Below are 20,231 nucleotides of genomic sequence, written 5' to 3'. Positions count from 1 at the left end.
TGGTTATTGAATATAAGGTATTTTAGACGAAAGAGTTTATTTTATTAAATAACGTTAGGAGGCGCTTGATATGGAGCATCTTATGGATGATATTGATAAAAAGATTATGCAATTATTGCAATACAATGCCCGAATGCCCATTTCACAAATCAGCAAAGAGGTTTCGATGTCACAACCATCCGTTAAAGAAAGAATCATTAAGTTGGAGGAAAAGAACATCATTTCGGGGTATCATACAGCTTTTAATTTGCGGGATTTGAACCGGGGTACGACTACTTTTATTCTAATCAAAACAGAACATTGCCAAGAGCTCACCGATTTTTGTAACAATGCTATGGAAGTTACCGATTTGTTCCGCATTAGTGGAGAATATAATTATCTGATTAAGGTACAGACCTCATCAATTGAAGCGGTTGCTGAATTTCAAGATCACCTTATAAAGTTCGGACCCTCCAAATCTCATATCAGCTTGAAAAATATTTTGGAAAACAGATTGCTGCTCTAAAGCTAAGTTTCCAATTACAAGATATAGTAACCGCTTTCTTTTCGTTTGAATGAGTCAAAATAGCAGTCGTGTTGATACGTATATAAGGGAGCATGCGCATGGAGAGGAAACTGTCTAGTAAAAAGTATATTCCATTCACATACAAGATGATGATTCCGTATCTCATTCTTGTATTGCTGACAGATGTGCTGGTTGGCTATATAGCCTATACAATGCTCGTAGAGTCCAGGACTGAAATGGCGGAAACCAATGTCCGGACCGCATTAAAGCAGACGAGGAACAACATCGAATACCAGACAGACGAAATCAAGCGTATGACCAACTCGCTGTTTCTAAATACGAATTTTCAGAATGCTCTTCAATTCAGGGGAGATCCCTTGGAAAATATGCTCAAAATGAGAGATGATATCGTTCCTTATATGAAGGCTCCTCTGCAATTGTATGGAAACAAGCTGAGACTTGCGCTTTTTACCGTCAATGAGACGATGCTTGAAATTACCGGTGATGATATGTCGACGCCCATTGGCAGAAGTGATTATTATGTTCTTTCTGATCAGGTGATCAAGAATACGGAGTGGTTTAAGTCGATCGTTGCGAATAACAAAGACAGCTTGTGGCTTCAAGCGGACATCGACCGTGAACTAGGCAATATTTCATATTTTCGCAAGCTTGTTTCTTCCAAGGCAGCACCTGCTATTATCGGATATATTCGCGTTACGGCGAGGATTGATGAGCTTTTTGGTAATTTTGATACCTTTCCGATTGAACAGGGGATTGAACTTCGTCTGTTGGACAGGGCTACAGGAATGACTATGTATGAACAGGGTGCTGCTGCCGAAAATACGAAACAAGACGCATATTTAATTATTAGTGAAGATATTCCGGTATCAAGCTATGTCATTGAGGCGCGTGTACCCCACTCTTATTTGAACAAAGACGCTAGTAGAATGCGGAAAGTGATCAGCACTGTTTGTTCCATCAGTTTTTTGGTGATGGCTATTATCGGCTTTCTAGTTGCACGTATATCTGGTAAGAAAATCAAGCGGATTGTGTATTTGGTCCGATCGTTTCAGGAGGGTAATTTTTATAAAAGAATCGGATTTCCGGGCAACGATGAATTTGTATATATTGCGAATAGCTTTAATCAAATGGCGACCAGCATTCAGGAGCTCATCCGGAACGTCTATGTGCAGGGCATTCAGAAAAAGCAAGCAGAGCTGGATGTACTCCAAGCCCAGATCAGTCCACATTTCTTGTACAATACGCTTTCGACCATTGGCAGTCTGGCTAATTTGGGGGAAGTGGAGAAGGTTACGCAGATGGTACAAGGCCTTTCCAAATTTTATCGGCTCACATTGAACGATGGGCATGTATATATCTCCCTTGAAAATGAGCTGGAGCAGGTGAGGATGTATCTGGAAATCCAGAGAGTAAAATATGCGGATGCCTTTGAGGTTTATTATGATGTCGATCCGGAAATTTTACAGGTTCCTATTATCAAGCTGATTTTGCAGCCGTTTGTGGAGAATATATTCAAGCACGCCTGGTTCGGGGAGACCATTGCGATTCGTATTACCGGAAAGCGGCTGGGTGACCGCATCGAACTCAAAGTTATTGATAACGGGATTGGCATGCGACCGGAGACACTTCGAAAAATGCGATCAAGCGCATACCAACCAGGCAGCTACGGCCTGAGAAACGTGGAGGAACGAATTAAGCTGAGGTACGGCAGCGATTTCGGTATTCGAATCGGTAGCTACTTTGGAGCGGGAACGACAGTCCAAATTATTTTGCCGGTGGATAATGCGGAAATCAGGGAAGTTATGGGGGAGTGAGAATTATGGCGGTGGAGATCAATGTTCTGCTGGTGGATGATGAAGTAATCGATTTGGAATGGCTCAGACGGCGTGTGGCTGGCAGTGATCATTTGCCTTTGCATAGCGTGAGAACGGCCACGAGTGGATTTGCCGCTCTGAAAATGATGGAGCAATATCCTATTGATATCATTCTCTCTGATATCGGCATGCCGATTATGTCCGGCGTGGAATTTGCGCGAAAAGCGAAGGAGATCAACCCTGAGGTCCAAATTCTTTTTATTAGCGGACACCAGGATTTTAATTATGCCAAAGAAGCGATTCAATTGAACGCATACAGTTATTTGCTTAAGCCGGTTGATGATGACGAGCTGAACAAGACGCTGACCGAACTCTGTACCAAAATTGATAAAGAGAGGAAGCAGCGTACTTCCTTGTCGGAAACGCTGACGCTTGTTAATCAGGAGCTGCTGCTGCGTTGGTTTAACGAGGCTGCACCGGGACAGGTTGAAACGCACATTCACAACGTTCTCAAGCCATACTTACAAGGTGCATCGGCGGTTGCCATCATTGAGATCGACGACATGGCGCGGAGAATCCAAACCTGGACGGAAGAAGAGCGGAGTTTATGGAGCAGCACTGCCAATCAGTTTATCCGAAAGTTTGCTCAGGATCAAAGTTTGGGCATGGTGATTACGACTTATGACTATCGCTTTGTGATCCTTGCTGCGGTTCAGGAACAATATTTTACAGCTTTGCTGGAAGGGTTGATTCGGGCGTTCTATCAGGAGTTTTCTTGTTCGATTACGATCGGAAGAGGAATGTACACGACCGACCCGGAGAAGCTACATGACTCCTATCGGCAGGCGCAGGCCGCTTTAAGCATTAAATGGATCGTAGGGAAGAATAGGCTGATCCAAGATGCCTCGGAATGGTCTCCAAAGGAAAAGATGGCTTCGGATTTAGAGGTTATTGTGGATCGGATGCTTAAGGCTATGCTCGACTACGACCTTACCACTATTGATGATTGCTTGCTTCAGCTGTTTGCCGGAGACAGCCCGATCTCCCAGAAAAATGACATCTACGATATCATTATCCGGATTACCTCTAAGCTTCATGCTGATCTGCAGCAAATGAATGAGCATTTGTACGAGATTTTGAACTGGGATTCTCATCATCCTTTTGTGCTGTTTCAGTTCGAAACGGTGCATGATATCCTTTCGTGGCTGAGAAGAAGATTCTTTGAACTGTCTGAACTGCTATATTTGAAACGCCAAAGGCAAAAGCGCAAGTTAATTGATGAAATCACGGAGTATGTGAAAGAAAGATTAGATCAAAAAATAACACTGAACGAAGTCGCGGCACATTTCGATTTTACACCTAACTATCTGGGGCATTTGTTCAAGGTGGAAACCAATAGTTTATTTAGCGATTTTCTAAGTGAATTGCGTATGAAACGGGTATGCGAGCTGCTTGAGGACCCGACGAAGAAAGTATATGAGATTGCGGAACAAGCCGGATATAAGAACATTATTTATTTCAATAGGCAGTTCAAGCAATATATGGGCATGTCGCCCGGCGAATACCGGAAGAAAAATAAAATCTGAATCGATTTCTTATTGAGGAGGCTCATGTTCTATATGGAACAGGGGCTTCTTTTTTATCGAAATTCTTTATGAATCGTTGAATTAGTATTATGTTTAGTTGTTTCGCTGAATTATCTCACCGCTGGCGTCCTTTTATAATGAGAGATATAGAGAAGAAAGGGGTGCAAAGATGAAAGGGCATACATTTTGGAGCGATTTAAAAAACTATAGGGTTCTGTTGCTGATGCTGGCTCCGGCGGTTGCTTTTTTTCTTTTGTTTGCCTATGTCCCAATGGCGGGTATTATTATTGCCTTCAAGCATTATGATTACGCGGGCGGTATTTTTGGGAGCGCCTGGAACGGACTCGATAACTTCCGCTTTTTCTTTGAATCAGGGGATGCCTGGCGGGTAACACGAAATACAGCATTGTACAATATTGCATTCATCGTTGTGAATAACTCTTTGCAAATTTTTGCAGCGATTATGTTGTTTGAGGTTGGCGGCAAATGGTTCCGCAAAATTACGCAATCGGCGTTGTTTCTTCCCTACTTTATTTCATGGGTAGTTGTCGGCGCGATTGCCTATAACCTGCTCAATTATGATATTGGTACTGTGAACGCACTCCTTAGAGGACTCGGGCTAGAACCTATTGATATTTACAATACGCCTGCCTATTGGCCGTATATCCTAGTTCTCGTTTCCGCCTGGAAAGGCCTTGGATACGGAACGGTAATGTACTTGGCCGCGATTACGGGCATAGATACTGAACAGTATGAGGCAGCTGAAATCGATGGCGCCAATATTTTTCAGCGGATCCGGAAAGTGACGATTCCAAATCTTTACCCGACGATTATTATTCTGGTGCTGCTGGCGGTCGGGAATATTTTCCGCGGTGATTTCGGGATGTTTTATAACATGATCGGCAATAACGGTTTGTTGTTCTCTTCGACGGACGTTATCGATACTTTCGTGTTCAGATCGCTGATTACTTCGAATGATATCGGCATGTCGGCTGCGGCTGGCGTTTTCCAGTCCGTTCTTGGCTTCGCAACGATCATGACTGTGAACTATGCTGTTCGTAAATACGATAAAGACCGCGCCTTATTCTAACCGCATCAGAGGTACAGTTTTCATAATGGAGGTAACGATATGAAGCAGCTCGATCGTAAAATATTCTCGGGTATTGGTTATGTATCCCTAATCTTTCTCGCAATTTTATGTATATTCCCGTTTATACTTGTCGTATCTTCATCGCTGACGGAAGAGTCAAAAATATTAACAGATGGCTATCAATTTATACCTACAGCCTTTTCAACAGAAGCCTACAGCATTTTATTCAAGTATCCCGACCAGATGATTCAAGCCTATATGGTGACCATAGGCGTTACTTTAATAGGCACATTGTTTGGCTTGTTTCTGACTTCGATGACGGCTTATGCGCTATCCAGAAAAGATTTCAAGTGGCGTAATAAATTCTCGTTCTTCTTCTTCTTTACAACTTTATTTAATGGCGGTCTGGTTCCGTGGTATCTGCTTATGGTCAACTACCTCCATATAAAAGATACACTAATGGCTTTAGTAATTCCGATGATGCTCAACGTCTTCTACATCATTGTTATGAAGTCTTTTATGGGCAGCATTCCGGAAGCAATCGTAGAATCGGCTAAAATTGACGGTGCAGGCGATTTTAAGATCTACGCTCGTCTAATCTTGCCTCTTTCCAAGCCGGCGCTAGCTACTATTGGTTTGTTTCTGGCCCTTGCCTATTGGAACGACTGGTATAATGCCCTTCTATTTATTTCTGATGAGAAGCTGATGCCGCTGCAATATTATTTGTACAAAATGCTTGGTAATATGGACGGCATGCGAAAAGCCATGATGGGTGCAGGGGCAGTCGTAACCACATCAATCCCAAGCGAGAGCTTGAAGATGGCAATGACGGTTGTGGCCACTGGTCCGATTTTGTTAGCTTATCCATTCGTTCAGAGGTATTTTGTTCAAGGCTTGACGATTGGCGCTGTGAAAGGATGAATCCGGGGAAATCCGGTTTATCAATATAATGAATACAAGGGGGAAGGCTTGAAATGCTGAGAAAAAATAGATTCATTATGCTCGCACTCGTTTTAACCTTCGTAATGATTTTGAGCGCATGTGGCGGCAACAACAATGCCAATGCGCCCGCTAAGGCTACAAATAATGCCTCTGAGGTAACAAGTGAACCTACAGAAACGGCGAGTGCAACAAATGCAGCCGAAGCTTCAGATACCATCGACACCTCTAAAGAAGTAAAGCTAAAAATGATTTTTGTTGGGCCTAAACCCATAGACTATGATAGCGTGTTTGCTGAGATTAACAAAAAGCTGAAAGAAAAAATTAATGCGACCCTTGAAGGCGAGTTCTTAGACTGGTCTGACTGGGCTCAAAAATACCCACTGAAGCTGGCAGCAAATGAAGATTTTGACCTTATCTATTCGGCAAACTGGGCCGGCTATAATGACCAGGCGCTTAAGGGCGGATTTCTGGAATTGACCGATGAGCTGCTCACCAAATATATGCCGCAAACTAAAGCAGCTATGTCTGATGTGAGTTGGGATCAGGCAAAAGTAAACGGAAAGCTGTACATGGTTCCGCAAAATAGAGGGGAGTCTGTTGAAAAGCTGATTCTGTATCGTGAAGATTTGCGTAAGAAATACAATCTTCCTGAAATCAATAGTCCAGAAGCATATGCTACTTATTTGAAAACGATAGCAGAAAAGGAAAAAGGAATAACACCTTTCACTCCGGAAACAGGAGACTGGAAGTATCATAATTTGGACCGTGTATTACTGAAGCAGCAAACTGAATGGAATATGTTTGACCTCGACCTTCCGTTTGCCTTCAAATTAACCGATGAAACGGGCAAAGTCTTTAACGTCTATGAAACGCAAGAGTTTAAAGATCTGCTCGTGTATTACAAAGATCTTGCCGATAACAATGCTTGGTCGAAAAACGTTCTAAATAGCAAAAACGATCATCAGGCGGATTTTAAAGCAGGTAAAACTGCCTCGATTACGCACAATAATGGTACGCTTGGATCACTCATGGCTTTGATGCGCCAAGAAAATTCTCCCTATGAAGTGGCACTGGCTGACATCAACCAAGGCAAGAAAAAATCAGTGGCTATTTCTACACAAAACGGTACGTCGATCCATGCGACTTCCAAAAATGTAGAACGCTCCTTAATGCTGATCGATCTGATGCAGAATGATAAAGAACTGCACGACTTGATGATGTACGGCATTAGCGGCGTGCACTATGAACCGGTTGGCGACACCAAATATAAAGCACTCGACAAAAATCCGAACTTTACCGGCTTCTCTAATTGGAACTTCAATTCGCCGCTCAACCTTGACAATGAAGCATTCCCGCAAGAAGCTAACGATCTGGCCAAGGGCTGGGAAGCCAACGTCTACCACTATGCGCTTGAAACCTTTGTATTCGACAATAGCAAAGTGAAGACGGAAATTGCCAATGTGGGCAACGTGATGTTACGTTATGCCATTCCGCTGGAGTACGGCGTAATTAAAGATATCGACAAAGGTCTTGCAGATCTGAACAAGCAGCTGAAATCAGCTGGTATTGATAAAATTCAAACCGAGCTGCAAGCTCAAATCGATGCTTTCTTAGCGAATAAATAAGATGCAGGATAAGGAAGACCCAACGGTCATGAAATGGCTGCCGGGTCTTCCTGTTTTTGAGGATCGTCCGAATATGAAGTCAAGTCGCTATTGGACAGCTGGCAGTTGGCCTTTCAGCGCCCTGCTTGGAAATAATCGGAGCAAATCAACAGGGGTGGAGGTTCCGCTTTCCGGGCATGTTACTTAAAACATGTTTAGGAGGGGATAAGGGATGTCCAGAAGAAACAGGAAATATGCAGTACCGGGAGTCAATCGCGGAATGCAAATGTTTAAAGCCGAGGTAATGCGGCGCGAGGGTTATGATGTAGATCCGGAACGGCCTGATGATGTGAAATACGAAGTCGCAAAAGAACTTGGTATCCCATTGGAACACGGTGAGAATGGACATTTGAGTACAGAATCGGTGGGTCAGATCGGCGGTAAAATTGGTGGATCGATGGTTCGCGAAATGATTCGTCTAGCACAGCAGCAATTGGTGGACCAGGAGAGGGAATAGCATTTTTCTAATCATAATGTTGCAGTAATCATGGGAGGCGGCTTTAGTCCTAATTTGCCTGGGACGGAGACCGTCTTCTTTGCGTTTTCCCAAAACAACCTAATTAATGGTAGAATTTTACCGATGTTCCACGGTATAGTGAAGAAGGATATAACGCCATTCAATTCTGTATTGGGAGAGGAATCGTCGGATGAATCAGAGATATCGTAAACGTAACACGGCTGCTTTCACGGGGGTATCGTATTTTGCATTGGCTGCAGGTCTTTTTCTATTCTGCTTGGGGGTGTACAACGACGATTGGGAATTGAATGTAAAAGGGTATTATTTGCTATGTATGGTGTTAATTACGATTACCTGTATCGTTGTGCAAAAGGTCGTTAGAGACAATTCGGAGGATAAAGAAATGAAGCTGGAAAATCCGAAACACAGGATGAGAAATACAGCGGCTTTCACAATTATGGCTTTTGCGGGTTTGGCGATTGGGTATGCAATGTTCTTTATTGGCCTTTACAATGCTCCGTTTCAATTGAATGTAAAGGGGTATTATATAGCTGTTATTCTGTTGATTTCATATAGCGCCGTTGGCGTTCAGAAAGTGACGAGAGATAACGCCGAGGACAAAGAGATTCTCGCCGAGCAAGATGCCAGGAGGGACATTCAAGGATAAAGAGGGACAATTATCATAGATTATAAAGAAGAGCTTCGTGAGTAGTGACGAAGCTCCTTTTTATTTTAAAATCTCTTATCCAAATCCTCCAGCACCATTTCCAGAATCATCCTCGTATCCTGTTTCAGTTCGCCATTCAAATGCTCTCTGATATAAGAGACAGCCGGTTCGCCGAGTCCAATCATTTGTTCGTACGCTTCGTAGTCGGTTTTCCAGAAGCTGTAAGGGCTGCCCTCACCGAATTCACCCTGCTCGATGACAGTAACCCAATGAAGAACCTGCCCTTTAAGCGGTTTCTGCTGAACTGCGTTGACGGCTACCTGGAAGGCTTTGTCCTTCTCGTTTACATTAGGCATCGCCTTATATAGCTGCTCCTCGCTAACGCATTTTCGAAGCAACTGACTGGTGGTGAGAAAATCCCCTCCGACCCCATCCGCCGCAGAGACGTAGGCGATGAAATCATCGGTACGATTGAGCTGCTGAAGGTCATGCTCCAAACGATGAATCACATCAATGGCTATCAGGAAGAGCTGGGAATCTCCAAGTGTTTTCTCCAACATATAGTTTTCTTCGATTGCGAGATATCGGGGCTCGTCCATGTTGATGCAGTAGAGAATACTCAGCCACTTCTGAAGCCGCTCAGGTATTTCTTCATACATGAATGTGTAGTCACCTTCTGCGTATTTGAATTCCTGATAAAGTTGCTCGCGGGCCAAGTTATAGTGGTCGTTTTTTCTTTCAAGATACCGCTGACGATTATGTTCAAGGGCGTCCTCCACACTTTGGTTCAAACACTCCAGATTGTTGATGTAAATTAGATAGTCTCCGTGATACGTATCCGTATAAATGGAAAAGGTGTAGACATCCTTGTTGTTCCCCTCTGCGATATAATTCCTCAAAGCAGATTTACAAAACTCATATAAGGCTTCTTCAACGTCTTTGGAACTCACAACGATACCATCAGTCGAGCTGATCGAATCCATCTCGATGATTTTCTTATCGGGGGTACAGAGGATATAGCTTCCACTGCCATCCAATTCCCGTCTTCCACTGATTAGCTTGCCGATATGCACATCATAAGCACTCATTGTCGGAACATCTCCCTTTGTTTGAATGTGTATGCAATATTCAACGTGAGTTGGAGCATTTTCAGCTTATTAACTTTCTTGAGGGAGAGTTGTAAAGCTAAAGTTACTCCGTTAAAGTGATCATAAGACATGTTAGATAAGGAGCAGTGAAATGAAATTTATAAAAGAAAATCTCTTTTGGCAACATCCAACGAGCACTTTTTCTATTACAGATGACAGGATTGAAATTGTAACTGAGCCTAATACTGATTTTTGGCAACGCACCTATTATGGGTTTAGAAATGATAATGCACCTGCGCTGCTAATGAAGACGGACGAGAAATACTTTTCTTTTATAGTAAAAACTGATTTTGACAGCGCTCATAGATTTGACCAGTGTGGAGTAATTATTTATCAGGACAGTGACAATTGGTTCAAGGCATCGATTGAATATGAGAATGAAGAATATCAAAGATTGGGTAGCGTAGTTACGAATCACGGATATTCAGATTGGGCAACAACAGATATCGATGCAACAATAAAAACAATGTATTACAGATTAAGTCGGCGTGAGAGTGACTTCTGTGTTGAAAATTCTCTTGATGGAATTACATTTAAGCAGATGCGTATATTCCATTTGTTTGAAGGGAGTGAGCATATAAACTTTGGTTTATATGCTTGTAGTCCAGAGGATTCGTCATTTACAGCAACATTCACAGAATTAGAAATAACAGAATGTCGGTGGTTGGAGCACAAATAAGATTCATAAAGCACTCAAGCGGCTACAGCATGCATAATTGGCTATCTTCTCCTTCATATTATAGAGGGTACTCATCTAAGAACAAAGGAGAATATACTTTGCAGCAGCAACTACAGTCAGGAAGCGTGACGATGGGCGGACAGCAGCTAGGTCACGGCGCCCACGAAATGTTCGATGTGCACGAGGTATTGTCCTGCCAGATCAATGTACTGGACCAGTTCATGATATTCAGAACTTTTGTTCAGGATCAGGAGCTTCTGTCCATCTTGGATCGTCAGTACAATTTCATGCTGGATCAGTACAACTTGACCTGCCAATGTTTTAAGACAGGGCAAAAGCCGAGCCAGGAAACGGCTACCTATCTCATCCCGAATATGACACAGCCAGTTTACGGCCTCCAACCTGCCCAGCCGAAGAAGCCTAACACGTCACTGACAGATGTGAAAGATGCAGGGGTCAGCGGGTATATGCTTGGTCTAATCAAATCCCATGCCTCTTTGCTGGCCATGTCATCACCTGAAGTGACGAACCCAGCGCTACGCCGGGTATTGGCTTCACAGGTGCAGCAATTTATTGAAATGGGTTATGAGTTGTTTCTTTATCAGAACAAACATGCCTATTATCAGGTTCCGCAGCTTCAGGTTTCAGTAATACAGCAGATGCTGGATGCCTATGTTCCTGCTGCCGGATCTCCTCAGATGCCGACAAGCAACTAGAGCACTACCGATCTCTAAATTGTAAATTACCCGGCTTCGTTCGTTATTGAACAGAGGCCGGGTTTTCTTGTGCCTGCCTAAGCTTGTACCAGAATAAAATAGCACCCGATAACGCATAGTAAAACCAGACGGAGGGGATATACATATGGGTACTCCAACTGGCAAGCTACCTTGGTGGCAGCTTACTCTATTTGGTGTAGGTTGCACGATTGGCACGGGATTCTTTCTTGGTTCCAGCATCGCTATCCGTAAAAGCGGATTATTGGTGTTGGTTATTTTTGTGTTGGCGGCTGTGGCAACTTTGTTCGTCTATGAGGCGCTAGCCCAAATGACTATGCAGGATCCTCAAAAAGGTTCTTTTCGTAGTTATGCCAAGGAGGCTTTTGGCCGCTGGGCAGGCTTTGGCATGGGTTGGATCTATTGGTGTTCAGAAATTCTAATACTTGGCAGCACCTTAACTGCCTTGGGCCTGTTCTCGCGGGTCTGGTTTCCGAGCTGGCCGCTTTGGATTTTTACCGCAATTTATGCTGTGATGGGTCTGCTGGTCATTATTCTAGGCAGCCAGGGGATTAACAAAGCGGAAAATCTATTCGCCATGATTAAAATCGCCGCGGTACTGATGTTTATCGTGGTCGCTGCGGTTGCCCTTTTGAGAGGGAGGGGGAATTGGGATACGCTTCACAGTTCGGCAGCATGGCTGAATAAAGGCTGGATGGGTGCCTGGAAAGGATTACTTTATGCGTTCTATGCTTTTGGCGGCATTGAGGTCATGGGCTTTATGGCGTCGGATCTCCGGGACTCCAAAGAAGCTCCGAAAGCAGGCAGGTTTATGCTGCTGGGCGTGACCTTGCTGTATGTACTATCGATAGGACTCGCCCTATTATTCGTGAGCCCTGAGAAAGTGAGACCTGATCAAAGCTCAATTATTGCTGCACTTGAAGCGATGGAACTACCTATTCTTGTATATGTGCTGAATGGGGTAATGATCGTGGCCGGATTCTCCATTCTAGTGGCTTCATTGTATGCGGTCTCGACTATGCTGGTGACCTTGGCTGAGGATAAAGATGCTCCTTCTTGGCTGGCGGTGACTAAAGGAAAAAGGGAGATGCCGCTCTACGCGCTTGGTATCAATATGCTGGGCCTGTGCGTGACAATTGTACTGAGCTTGTTTCTGCCAAAGCAAATTTTTGAGCATATTACCACAGCGGCCGGTCTAGTTATTTTGTACACATGGCTATTCATCCTTGCCTCTTTCCTTAAGTTACTGAAACCAAAGATGGGCGGTTGGATTAGATCCATGGTCGCTATGGCGCTGATCATTGCTGCCGTGGCAGGTACACTTTTTGAAAAAGGGGGCCGTCCCGGCTTCTGGTCCAGCCTTCTGATCATCTGTGTCATTGCGTTGATTACCTGGTTTAGGGAGCACCTTTTGAAAAAACGCGGACAAACTTCATAAGCGCTTAAGAGTGAAATTTCATTCCTATTGCTTTGAACTTGTTCTTCATATAAGTATATGGACATTTAGACGGTGCACTCTCGTCATCTCGTAGAAAATATTGCTTCCATTCTAAATTGCTCTCCTGCCCATACCATTGAAGGGAAGGATGTGCGGGAACACTATCGTAGTCAGCGAGCTTCTTGCGGATCTGCTTCTTCATATTGCGCCCAAATGCGGTAGAATCGTTAATATTCTCAAATACCCAACGCGGCTGAAAGGCAATGACAAAATAAGGGGTATGGCGGCTTCTCCGCAGCTCATGCGCCGGGGTTGCGCAGAACGCAAAATACGGATGCCCACCAAAGCAGAACTCCCACGAAGGATGGGAGGGATCTGTAGAAATTTCATCCGGCCAGGGCACCGTGTCCACCGCGCTGACGCGGTCCAGAACCGACCAGAACAAATCCTCATATTCCTCAATGGTGAAACCTTTGGCCAAATCTTCCGGTGTTTCGAAAAAAAGAACAAGGGACGCATATTTGCCGGTATCCCGTGAGCATTCCCCATATTGACGAAGTAATTGAGCGACCTCTATTGCAGATTCCTCACTTCGTGGATCAGCTACGAAACCAAAACGCAAATGATTGGACAGAAACCCCTGACGTCCCGGAATACAGGGGTATTTACCTTCGGGATCTGCAATCATAGATGTAAATTGACGAAAAGCATCCTGCTGCCAGTATGTCAGCTCAGCTAGATGCTCATCGAGCCAGACCTTTGTGTTCAAATGGGCCATCCAAAAACACCCTCCTCATTAAGTTCAAAACATCCTATGCGAAGGGAGGGAGATGGGTGAAGGCCTAGAAAAGCTCCTGCTTGTTAAACATATTAGCCAAACAACTGTGTAAAAGCCTGAAAACCGAAGTAGATGCCAAAACCAAGAAGGCAAATCCCCGCGGTAAGGGAAATGAATCGGAGCATAGAAGGGCCGGTGAACCGATGAAGGAAGCTAGACAACATCGCCATCACTACATCCCAGAGTAGAATACCAACAAAAATACCCATGCTATTCCACAGCACCTGATCCAAATGTTGATTTTCTATGCTTTTGGCCAGAATGGAGCCGTAGATGCCTAACCAGAAGAGAATGCTGAGTGGGTTCATCAGTGCCATCAAAAAGCCAGTACGGAAGGCGCTAGTACCGGTCTGTGCACCACGCGAGGCGGATCCAGGCACGGCATTGATATTTTTCAAAGTGTCAATTCCGGTATAAAGGAGAACGAAGCTGCCGAATGTCCACAGGAAGGTTTTCATAAACGGGGTATTCAGAAAGTGGGCTAGTCCAAAGTAAATGAGTAGCATATACACTAAATCTGCACACATGGCTCCCAGTCCAATCATCCAGGATTGGAAAAATCCCATCCGCGCTCCCCGGTCGAGCTGGGCTGCATTGATGGGACCAATCGGTGCAGATAACGATATTCCGAGTACGATATAGGTTAAAAAGCTATTCATGGTCATCGCTCCTTGAATGAGATGTTAACTTGTACAAGTCATTCTATTCAAGAAGTAGGTAAGTTAGAAGACGAGCCTTTTGGCACTAACCTCTTTGCGACATACTCTAAAGGATCTCTACGGCAATCGGTGTACATTTATACCCATTGCAGACACTTTCGGAGCAGGGACAAGCCGATATGGCAATGATCAGATCCATCTCAGCCCGCAGCTCAATATAATCCCCAGCTTTAGAAAGCGGTCGCTCCACGCTGACTTTTCCAGAAGGATCAATGACAGTATTCATAAAAAGATTAAACGGATAATGCTGATCGGGAGCGGGCAGGCCAAACTCCGCCAGTGCCTCATTCAGGTTATTGTAGCAGCTGGCGTGATCCTTTTTGTTATACAGCACCTCATACATCTCGGGACGGCAGGCAGAATTAATGAAATCATGGCGCCTCACAGTATCCTTAATAATCGTAAGCAGTGGTCTGTATTGGTTGGAATAGAGGATGTCCCCCGGGAGCACATTCATCTTGCCTAGAGCATCTATCGTTACACCGGGGTCAATCCGTTCATTAGGGCGAACGGCGTTATAAGCAGCGAAATCGGCTACCTGCTCACCCTCTACATCGGTTACCCGGACAATCTGTCCTTTGTCCAACTTGAAGCCCAATCCCTTGGTTGCTGGAATCAGCCATTGTTGTTCGCTCATCAGTACTCTCCTTCGGGATAGTCATAGTCTGTGAGGGTTAGTATGGCTCTTTGCCAAAAAAGTCATGCAAAGTATAGAGCTGTCTGGCGGCATCATAGAAAGAGTTCGTATTCGATTCGATGACAATCTTTGAGCATCAGAATGCATTTATTTTGAAGGGAAACTCATTCGAAAGATAGCTCCACCCTGCTCTCCGTTATGAGCGGATATAGTACCGTCGCACCGTTCAACAATTGCACGTGAAATGGCGAGTCCAAGTCCCGTTTCTCCATTCTTACCTTTAATAAAACGCTGAAATAGCTGAGGCAGTAATTGATCAGGAATACCTTGACCATCATCAATGACATCGATCTGCACTTGTCCATCCTGCTCCGAAATTTCTATATCCACGGCTTGTGATGCATGTCTGATCGCATTGCTCATAATATTTAGTACTGCTTGTAAGAGTTTTTCCGAATCTCCATGAATATGAAGTTTTCTCGGGTTATCCACCTCGTACTTTACTTTGATGTCAACTCTCTCATTTATAGCTAATGGACGTATTCGATCGGCGGTTTTATCGATTAATTGTTCTACTGACACTTCTTCTTGATCAAAAATACCATCTTCACTTTCAAGCTTGGCTAACAAGATCATCTCTGTAACAATTCCCTTAAGTCGTTCACATTCACTTGAGATGACATCAAGACCATTGTCAGCACGATCCCCGGTGAAAATACCATCTCGTATTCCCTCTGCATAACCTTGAATCGTCATTAGTGGGGTCTTAAGTTCATGAGAAGCATTCTGGAAAAATTGTCTTTGAGCATGATGGTATTGTTTAAGTTCTCCTGCGAGATGATGGACACTTTGGGCTACCTCACCAATTTCCCCGCCAGTTTGAATGAGCTGCACCTCATCGAATTGGCGTTTTTCAACTTTTTTGAGCTCAAGCTTTAATTTCTCAAGAGGAGTAACGAGACGTTTGGTAATAAATAAACTTAGGCCAAAGGCAATAATGCCCCCAATCACCATAATGAACATCATTCTTGTAAAAAGCTCTGATTGATATGATTTCACTTTGCTCAGCGGTGTAGACAAGACAAGGGTGGCTGGGGTTACAGCACTAGCTGGATCAAGATTCTGTGGATTAGAAGTTAAGGTCTCAACAATATATTTCTCCTGTCCATTTTCCCATAAATCCTGCTGATTGTGACTTGAATGCTGTTCAATGAGCGGTAGCCATGTCTGTGTCTGCGCTTCAGTCATTGTACTAAATAATATATTACGATTCGGCTCTATGAGTAACGCATCGACGGATCTATTAATTTCTTGAGCCGGCTGTACGATAGCTGCTGCTGACTGAGAAGGTGTTTGGTCTTGAACAGGTAACGAATTGACCAACTCCATCATTGCACTGCCTTGTGATCTTAGCTCTTCTCTTTGATTATTGATTAGTGTGTCCATTAGTAGAGGATAAACGAATGTAGCTGTAAGTACGAGTACGCATACCAGTAATATTCCAAATGATAAATGAAGCTTATAGATTAGTTTCATGTTAGGTCTTCACTCCATCCACGCGCATTCGATAACCATAGCCCCAAACGGTTTCAAGAGGCAGGTCTTCCATTTTACGACGAAGTCTTTTGACTAAATCGTCAATTGCCCGATCGCTACCGAAATAGTCATCCCCCCACACTAAAGTTAACAACTCATTGCGAGAAAAAGCACGATTCGGTTGCGCTGCTAAGGTATGAAGCAATGAAAATTCCTTCACCGTCATTTCAATTTCTTTAGACCTCCAGTAAACCAGACGACTATCTAATACTAGACGAAGCTCATCGATGATGAGGTCGTTTGATTTAGAAGAGACTATACTCTGTTCTGATCTTTCTGTAAGGGAGTTAAGCCGATGGAATAAACGATTTACTCGTGCGACCAGCTCACGTGGGCTGAAAGGCTTAGTTAAATAATCATCGCTTCCAAGCTCAAGTCCAAGTATCTTATCAACTTCCTCATCACGAGCAGAGATCATAATAATAGGAACTTCGGCTTCCTTGCGAATTTGTTTGCAGAATTCGTAGCCATTCATACCTGGAAGCATGATGTCTAGAATCCACATATCCGGCCGCTCTGTGTTCCATAACATGAGCGCTTCTTCTGCTGCACCTAACGATATGGTGCTATAGCCTTCCTTCTGTAAAAAATTCTCAACGATATCTCTTATATGACAATCATCTTCAACGATTGCGATTTGATAGTTCTTCATCAACAGCCCCCCTAACCAATACATCTATTATTCTAACAAAGTTGTCCTTTCAAGCGGGCTTTTCCATACTTTTTCCACAATTGCTCCAAATTAATACCGAAGCTGATCTATAGAATAGTTATTTGTACGGTAAACATGTTGCTTGTATGGAACAAGCTCGAAAGGAGGTTGAGGCTGTGAGAATTTCATATTTGGCTCGCAAGGAGATTCTTGTGGCGTTCTGCTTTCTTGCTCCGAGTTTGATCGGGTTTGCGCTATTTTATTTGATTCCGTTTGGTCAGAGTGTTGTATTTTCATTTGAGAATCCGAGTGGTGAGGCAGGGTTATCGCTTGCCAATTATCAGAGCCTATTAGCTAGCTCGTCCTTTCAAAAGGCGGCAGGGAATACATTCTGGTTCACAATAATTGGTGTTCCGATCCTTATGCTGTTGTCACTTTCTCTTGCCATGCTGCTTAACAAACGAGTCTACCTTCGGAATTGGCTGCGTACCTCTTATGTACTGCCACTGGTTGTTCCAGTAGCGTCAATTGTGCTCGTATGGCAGATCCTATTTGACTGGAATGGTTTTTTCAATCATGCATTAGAGTGGATTGGAATTGAGCGGATCGATTGGATGAAATCAGAGTGGGCGCAAGGGGTCATTATTTTTATCTATGTATGGAAAAACATTGGCTATAATGTGGTTCTATTCTTGGCTGGACTGCAAAATATCCCAGATCAATATTATGAGATAGCAAACCTGGAAGGTGCAAGCTGGGCTCGTAAGCACCAGATCACCTTGATTTATTTAATACCGACAGGATTTTTAGTGATGCTGATGTCGATTCTGAACTCATTCAAGGTATTTCGGGAAATTTATTTAGTTGCGGGTGACTATCCTCATGACAGTATCTATATGCTTCAGCACTATATGAACAATATGTTCTTATCGCTCGATATTCAAAAGCTGTCGGCTGCAGCTTTCTTAATGGTGCTCTGCATTTTAGTCATTGTGTTGATGCTCTTCCGAGTTGAACATAAGTTCCGTTCATTTATGGAGTAAAGGGAGGGGTGTAGATGAACAAGAAACAGATAAGAACCATGCTACTTACTATTTTCTTAGCCGTAATCGCGCTGGTAATGCTATTTCCAGTTGTACTTACAATGGTAAGCTCCTTGATGACGGAGAAGGAAATTATGCTGAATTACGGCATGTTAGGTAACACACAGATGAACGATTTTGTGAATTTGAAGCTGGTTCCAGATTGGGTTTCGCTGGGGCAATTTTATAAGGTGCTTATTTCAACCTCGCAATTTCTTCGTATGTTCTGGAACTCTGTATTTATGGTGTTTCCAATTATTATAGGCCAGGTCGTGGTGGCAACATTAGCGGCATTTGCATTTGCCAAGCTGCGTTTTCCTGGCAGAGAGCCATTATTTATTATGTATCTGATCACGATGCTCATGCCGTTCCAGGTCACGCTTGTGCCGAACTATATCATGTCCGATCGGCTAGGGCTGATTAATAGTCCAAGCTCCATTATTTTACCAGGGGTATTTGCGGCGTTTGGTGTGTTCCTGCTCAGACAATTTATGCTCCAAATTCCAACGGCATATATGGAAGCAGCCCAAATGGATGGGGCGGGTTATTTTCGATCTTTTATCAGGATTGTCCTGCCTATGGTTAAACCTGGAATGGCAGCGCTTGTTGTTCTGCTGTTTGCAGATTACTGGAATATGGTGGAGCAGCCCCTGATCTTTCTGCAGGATGCCAATTTGCAGCCCTTGTCCATTTTTCTATCTCGTCTACAGGAAGATGCGCTTGGGGTATCCTTTGCGGCCGCGGTCTTGTATATGACGCCTATGATTCTCTTGTTTCTTTTGGCGGAACGATATTTTATTGAGGGCATAGAGCTTTCTGGAATTAAAGGATAGGGGAAATGAGATGACAAGCACATCTAAGCGACAACGATTAACGGCTGCTTTGTTTGTATTGTTCTTTGCGATATTGGCTGGCCTGACTTTCTTTAGCAGAACACTCGAAACGATGACGCTGCCCAAAGTAGTTACGGAGAAACTTACCTCGAAATCATTAGTTCATCAGGTTAAAGGGAGTGGAGTCTTAACACCTCGAAAGCAGGTAGATTTGTTGAATGAGACTGGCTCAAAAATTGTGAAGGTACATGTAAAAGAGAATGATGAGGTTAAGAAGGGGCAAAAGCTCGTGACATTTGATAGCTTTGATCTGGATGAGCAGATTTATCAAGAGGAAACGACGCTAAAGAAACAACAGTTAAATCGGGAGATTCTGGAGGAGGATATGCTTAATGCTTTGATAGATGGTGATGAGCAGGTGATTGCCAAGGCAGAGCGAGCTCTTGAACTGGATAATATGGATCTTGAACTGGCGCAAAGAAAGATGAATAAGCTGCGCAAAGATAAAGCGGATAAACAGACACTGACTGCCCCCTTTGATGGAAAAGTCACAAAGATTACAGCAGAGGATAGTATAAATGCTTCACAAGGGGGGACAATCCTGACCTTAATGGATAGTGGTAAGGGCTTCGAATTTTCATTTGCTGTCGAGTCGGATAATACGGCATTATTCGAGATTGGATCTAAGGTTTCTGTTCGATTGCAGAAAGACAATACACTGGTTAACGGTGTAATTGAAGAGATTAAAGCTGCATCCCAAGAGAGCAGTGAAGAAGAATCATTCGATAAATCGAGTTATCAGATTGTCGTTTCTGTCTCCGATGATGGTATTAAAGGCGGCGAACAAGTCAGTCTGGATATAAAGAAGGAGTCAAATGAAAAAGGTTATGTGTTACCAAAGAAATGGGTTCACAAAGATACAACAGGGAGCTATGTCTTTGTAGTTGAGGAGAAGAAAAGCTCACTCGGCAATACGTTTATTGCACGCAAGGCTTATATTGTAACGGGTGATTCAACCGAAGATGAGATTGTAACTGTGAGCGGCTTAAGTCCTGATGATGAGATCATTATTGAATCAAGTGAACCACTTCAGGAAGGTAATCGAATCCGAGTATATTGAAGGGAATGA

Annotated in this window: 21 protein-coding genes; 15 read left to right on the top strand and 6 right to left on the bottom strand. The window is 43.6% G+C overall.

What is annotated here, in order from left to right; all coding sequences use genetic code 11:
• The first annotated feature begins 70 nt into the window (after positions 1 to 70).
• The 9 genes from NSU15_RS30155 (at position 71) to NSU15_RS30115 (ending at position 8,746) form a co-directional block, all read left to right on the top strand.
• Positions 71 to 505, top strand: a complete 435-nt coding sequence (locus NSU15_RS30155) for an Lrp/AsnC family transcriptional regulator (protein WP_339288624.1) — start codon at positions 71 to 73, stop codon at positions 503 to 505.
• Positions 506 to 603: 98 nt separating this feature from the next.
• Positions 604 to 2,340 (top strand): sensor histidine kinase, encoded by a 1,737-nt coding sequence (locus NSU15_RS30150; protein ID WP_339288623.1) that lies wholly within the window; start codon positions 604 to 606, stop codon positions 2,338 to 2,340.
• Between the two features lie 5 nt (positions 2,341 to 2,345).
• Positions 2,346 to 3,926 carry a response regulator gene (locus tag NSU15_RS30145; RefSeq protein ID WP_339288622.1) on the top strand — a complete coding sequence of 527 codons (1,581 nt, stop codon included), beginning with the start codon at positions 2,346 to 2,348 and terminating at the stop codon, positions 3,924 to 3,926.
• Positions 3,927 to 4,095: 169 nt separating this feature from the next.
• Positions 4,096 to 5,016 (top strand): ABC transporter permease subunit, encoded by a 921-nt coding sequence (locus NSU15_RS30140; RefSeq protein WP_042192982.1) that lies wholly within the window; start codon positions 4,096 to 4,098, stop codon positions 5,014 to 5,016.
• Between the two features lie 39 nt (positions 5,017 to 5,055).
• A complete protein-coding gene (locus NSU15_RS30135) occupies positions 5,056 to 5,937 on the top strand; it encodes a carbohydrate ABC transporter permease (RefSeq protein WP_339288621.1) in 882 nt (293 codons plus the stop codon).
• 53 nt (positions 5,938 to 5,990) lie between these two features.
• A complete protein-coding gene (locus tag NSU15_RS30130; RefSeq protein WP_339288620.1) occupies positions 5,991 to 7,583 on the top strand; it encodes an ABC transporter substrate-binding protein in 1,593 nt (530 codons plus the stop codon).
• A gap of 1 nt (position 7,584) precedes the next feature.
• Positions 7,585 to 7,770: a hypothetical protein gene (locus tag NSU15_RS30125; RefSeq protein WP_339288619.1), complete on the top strand. Its 186-nt coding sequence runs from the start codon at positions 7,585 to 7,587 to the stop codon at positions 7,768 to 7,770.
• 24 nt (positions 7,771 to 7,794) lie between these two features.
• A complete protein-coding gene (locus NSU15_RS30120) occupies positions 7,795 to 8,079 on the top strand; it encodes an alpha/beta-type small acid-soluble spore protein (RefSeq protein ID WP_339288618.1) in 285 nt (94 codons plus the stop codon).
• Between the two features lie 190 nt (positions 8,080 to 8,269).
• Positions 8,270 to 8,746 (top strand): YiaA/YiaB family inner membrane protein, encoded by a 477-nt coding sequence (locus NSU15_RS30115; protein ID WP_339288617.1) that lies wholly within the window; start codon positions 8,270 to 8,272, stop codon positions 8,744 to 8,746.
• Between the two features lie 65 nt (positions 8,747 to 8,811).
• Here NSU15_RS30115 and NSU15_RS30110 read toward each other — a convergent pair whose 3' ends face one another.
• Positions 8,812 to 9,834, bottom strand: coding sequence for a hypothetical protein (locus tag NSU15_RS30110; RefSeq protein ID WP_076120382.1), 1,023 nt, complete (start codon positions 9,832 to 9,834; stop codon positions 8,812 to 8,814).
• 151 nt (positions 9,835 to 9,985) lie between these two features.
• Here NSU15_RS30110 and NSU15_RS30105 point away from each other — a divergent pair, with 151 nt between their 5' ends.
• From NSU15_RS30105 to NSU15_RS30095, 3 genes are all read left to right on the top strand, one after another.
• Positions 9,986 to 10,573: a DUF1349 domain-containing protein gene (locus NSU15_RS30105; protein ID WP_042131637.1), complete on the top strand. Its 588-nt coding sequence runs from the start codon at positions 9,986 to 9,988 to the stop codon at positions 10,571 to 10,573.
• A gap of 131 nt (positions 10,574 to 10,704) precedes the next feature.
• On the top strand, positions 10,705 to 11,289 hold the full coding sequence (locus tag NSU15_RS30100; RefSeq protein WP_042132573.1) for a spore coat protein: 585 nt from the start codon (positions 10,705 to 10,707) through the stop codon (positions 11,287 to 11,289).
• Between the two features lie 145 nt (positions 11,290 to 11,434).
• On the top strand, positions 11,435 to 12,745 hold the full coding sequence (locus NSU15_RS30095) for an amino acid permease (RefSeq protein WP_076120381.1): 1,311 nt from the start codon (positions 11,435 to 11,437) through the stop codon (positions 12,743 to 12,745).
• Between the two features lie 4 nt (positions 12,746 to 12,749).
• Here the strand turns inward: NSU15_RS30095 and NSU15_RS30090 are convergent, their stop codons facing one another.
• From NSU15_RS30090 to NSU15_RS30070, 5 genes are all read right to left on the bottom strand, one after another.
• The gene (locus NSU15_RS30090; RefSeq protein WP_339288614.1) at positions 12,750 to 13,523 is read right to left on the bottom strand and encodes a YqcI/YcgG family protein; all 774 of its coding nucleotides are present in this window, start codon (positions 13,521 to 13,523) and stop codon (positions 12,750 to 12,752) included.
• A 92-nt stretch (positions 13,524 to 13,615) separates the two neighbouring features.
• Entirely contained in the window at positions 13,616 to 14,242 is a 627-nt protein-coding gene (locus NSU15_RS30085) for a LysE family transporter (RefSeq protein WP_042131634.1), read from the bottom strand.
• A 106-nt stretch (positions 14,243 to 14,348) separates the two neighbouring features.
• Complete coding sequence (locus NSU15_RS30080) at positions 14,349 to 14,939, bottom strand: urea carboxylase-associated family protein (protein WP_076120379.1); 591 nt, start codon at positions 14,937 to 14,939, stop codon at positions 14,349 to 14,351.
• Positions 14,940 to 15,086: 147 nt separating this feature from the next.
• On the bottom strand, positions 15,087 to 16,475 hold the full coding sequence (locus NSU15_RS30075) for a HAMP domain-containing sensor histidine kinase (protein WP_339288611.1): 1,389 nt from the start codon (positions 16,473 to 16,475) through the stop codon (positions 15,087 to 15,089).
• A gap of 1 nt (position 16,476) precedes the next feature.
• Entirely contained in the window at positions 16,477 to 17,187 is a 711-nt protein-coding gene (locus NSU15_RS30070) for a response regulator transcription factor (RefSeq protein ID WP_339288610.1), read from the bottom strand.
• A 176-nt stretch (positions 17,188 to 17,363) separates the two neighbouring features.
• Here NSU15_RS30070 and NSU15_RS30065 point away from each other — a divergent pair, with 176 nt between their 5' ends.
• From NSU15_RS30065 to NSU15_RS30055, 3 genes are read left to right on the top strand one after another with little or no spacing between them, the layout of a single operon-like run.
• Entirely contained in the window at positions 17,364 to 18,230 is an 867-nt protein-coding gene (locus tag NSU15_RS30065) for a sugar ABC transporter permease (protein ID WP_339288609.1), read from the top strand.
• A 14-nt stretch (positions 18,231 to 18,244) separates the two neighbouring features.
• On the top strand, positions 18,245 to 19,102 hold the full coding sequence (locus tag NSU15_RS30060) for a carbohydrate ABC transporter permease (protein WP_339288607.1): 858 nt from the start codon (positions 18,245 to 18,247) through the stop codon (positions 19,100 to 19,102).
• A gap of 10 nt (positions 19,103 to 19,112) precedes the next feature.
• On the top strand, positions 19,113 to 20,222 hold the full coding sequence (locus NSU15_RS30055; RefSeq protein WP_339288606.1) for an efflux RND transporter periplasmic adaptor subunit: 1,110 nt from the start codon (positions 19,113 to 19,115) through the stop codon (positions 20,220 to 20,222).
• Positions 20,223 to 20,231 lie beyond the last annotated feature (9 nt).

Origin of the sequence: Paenibacillus sp. FSL E2-0201 (assembly GCF_037963325.1) — a bacterium.
Classification (GTDB): Bacteria; Bacillota; Bacilli; order Paenibacillales; family Paenibacillaceae; genus Paenibacillus_AQ.
This window is presented reverse-complemented; position numbering and strand designations above follow the sequence as displayed.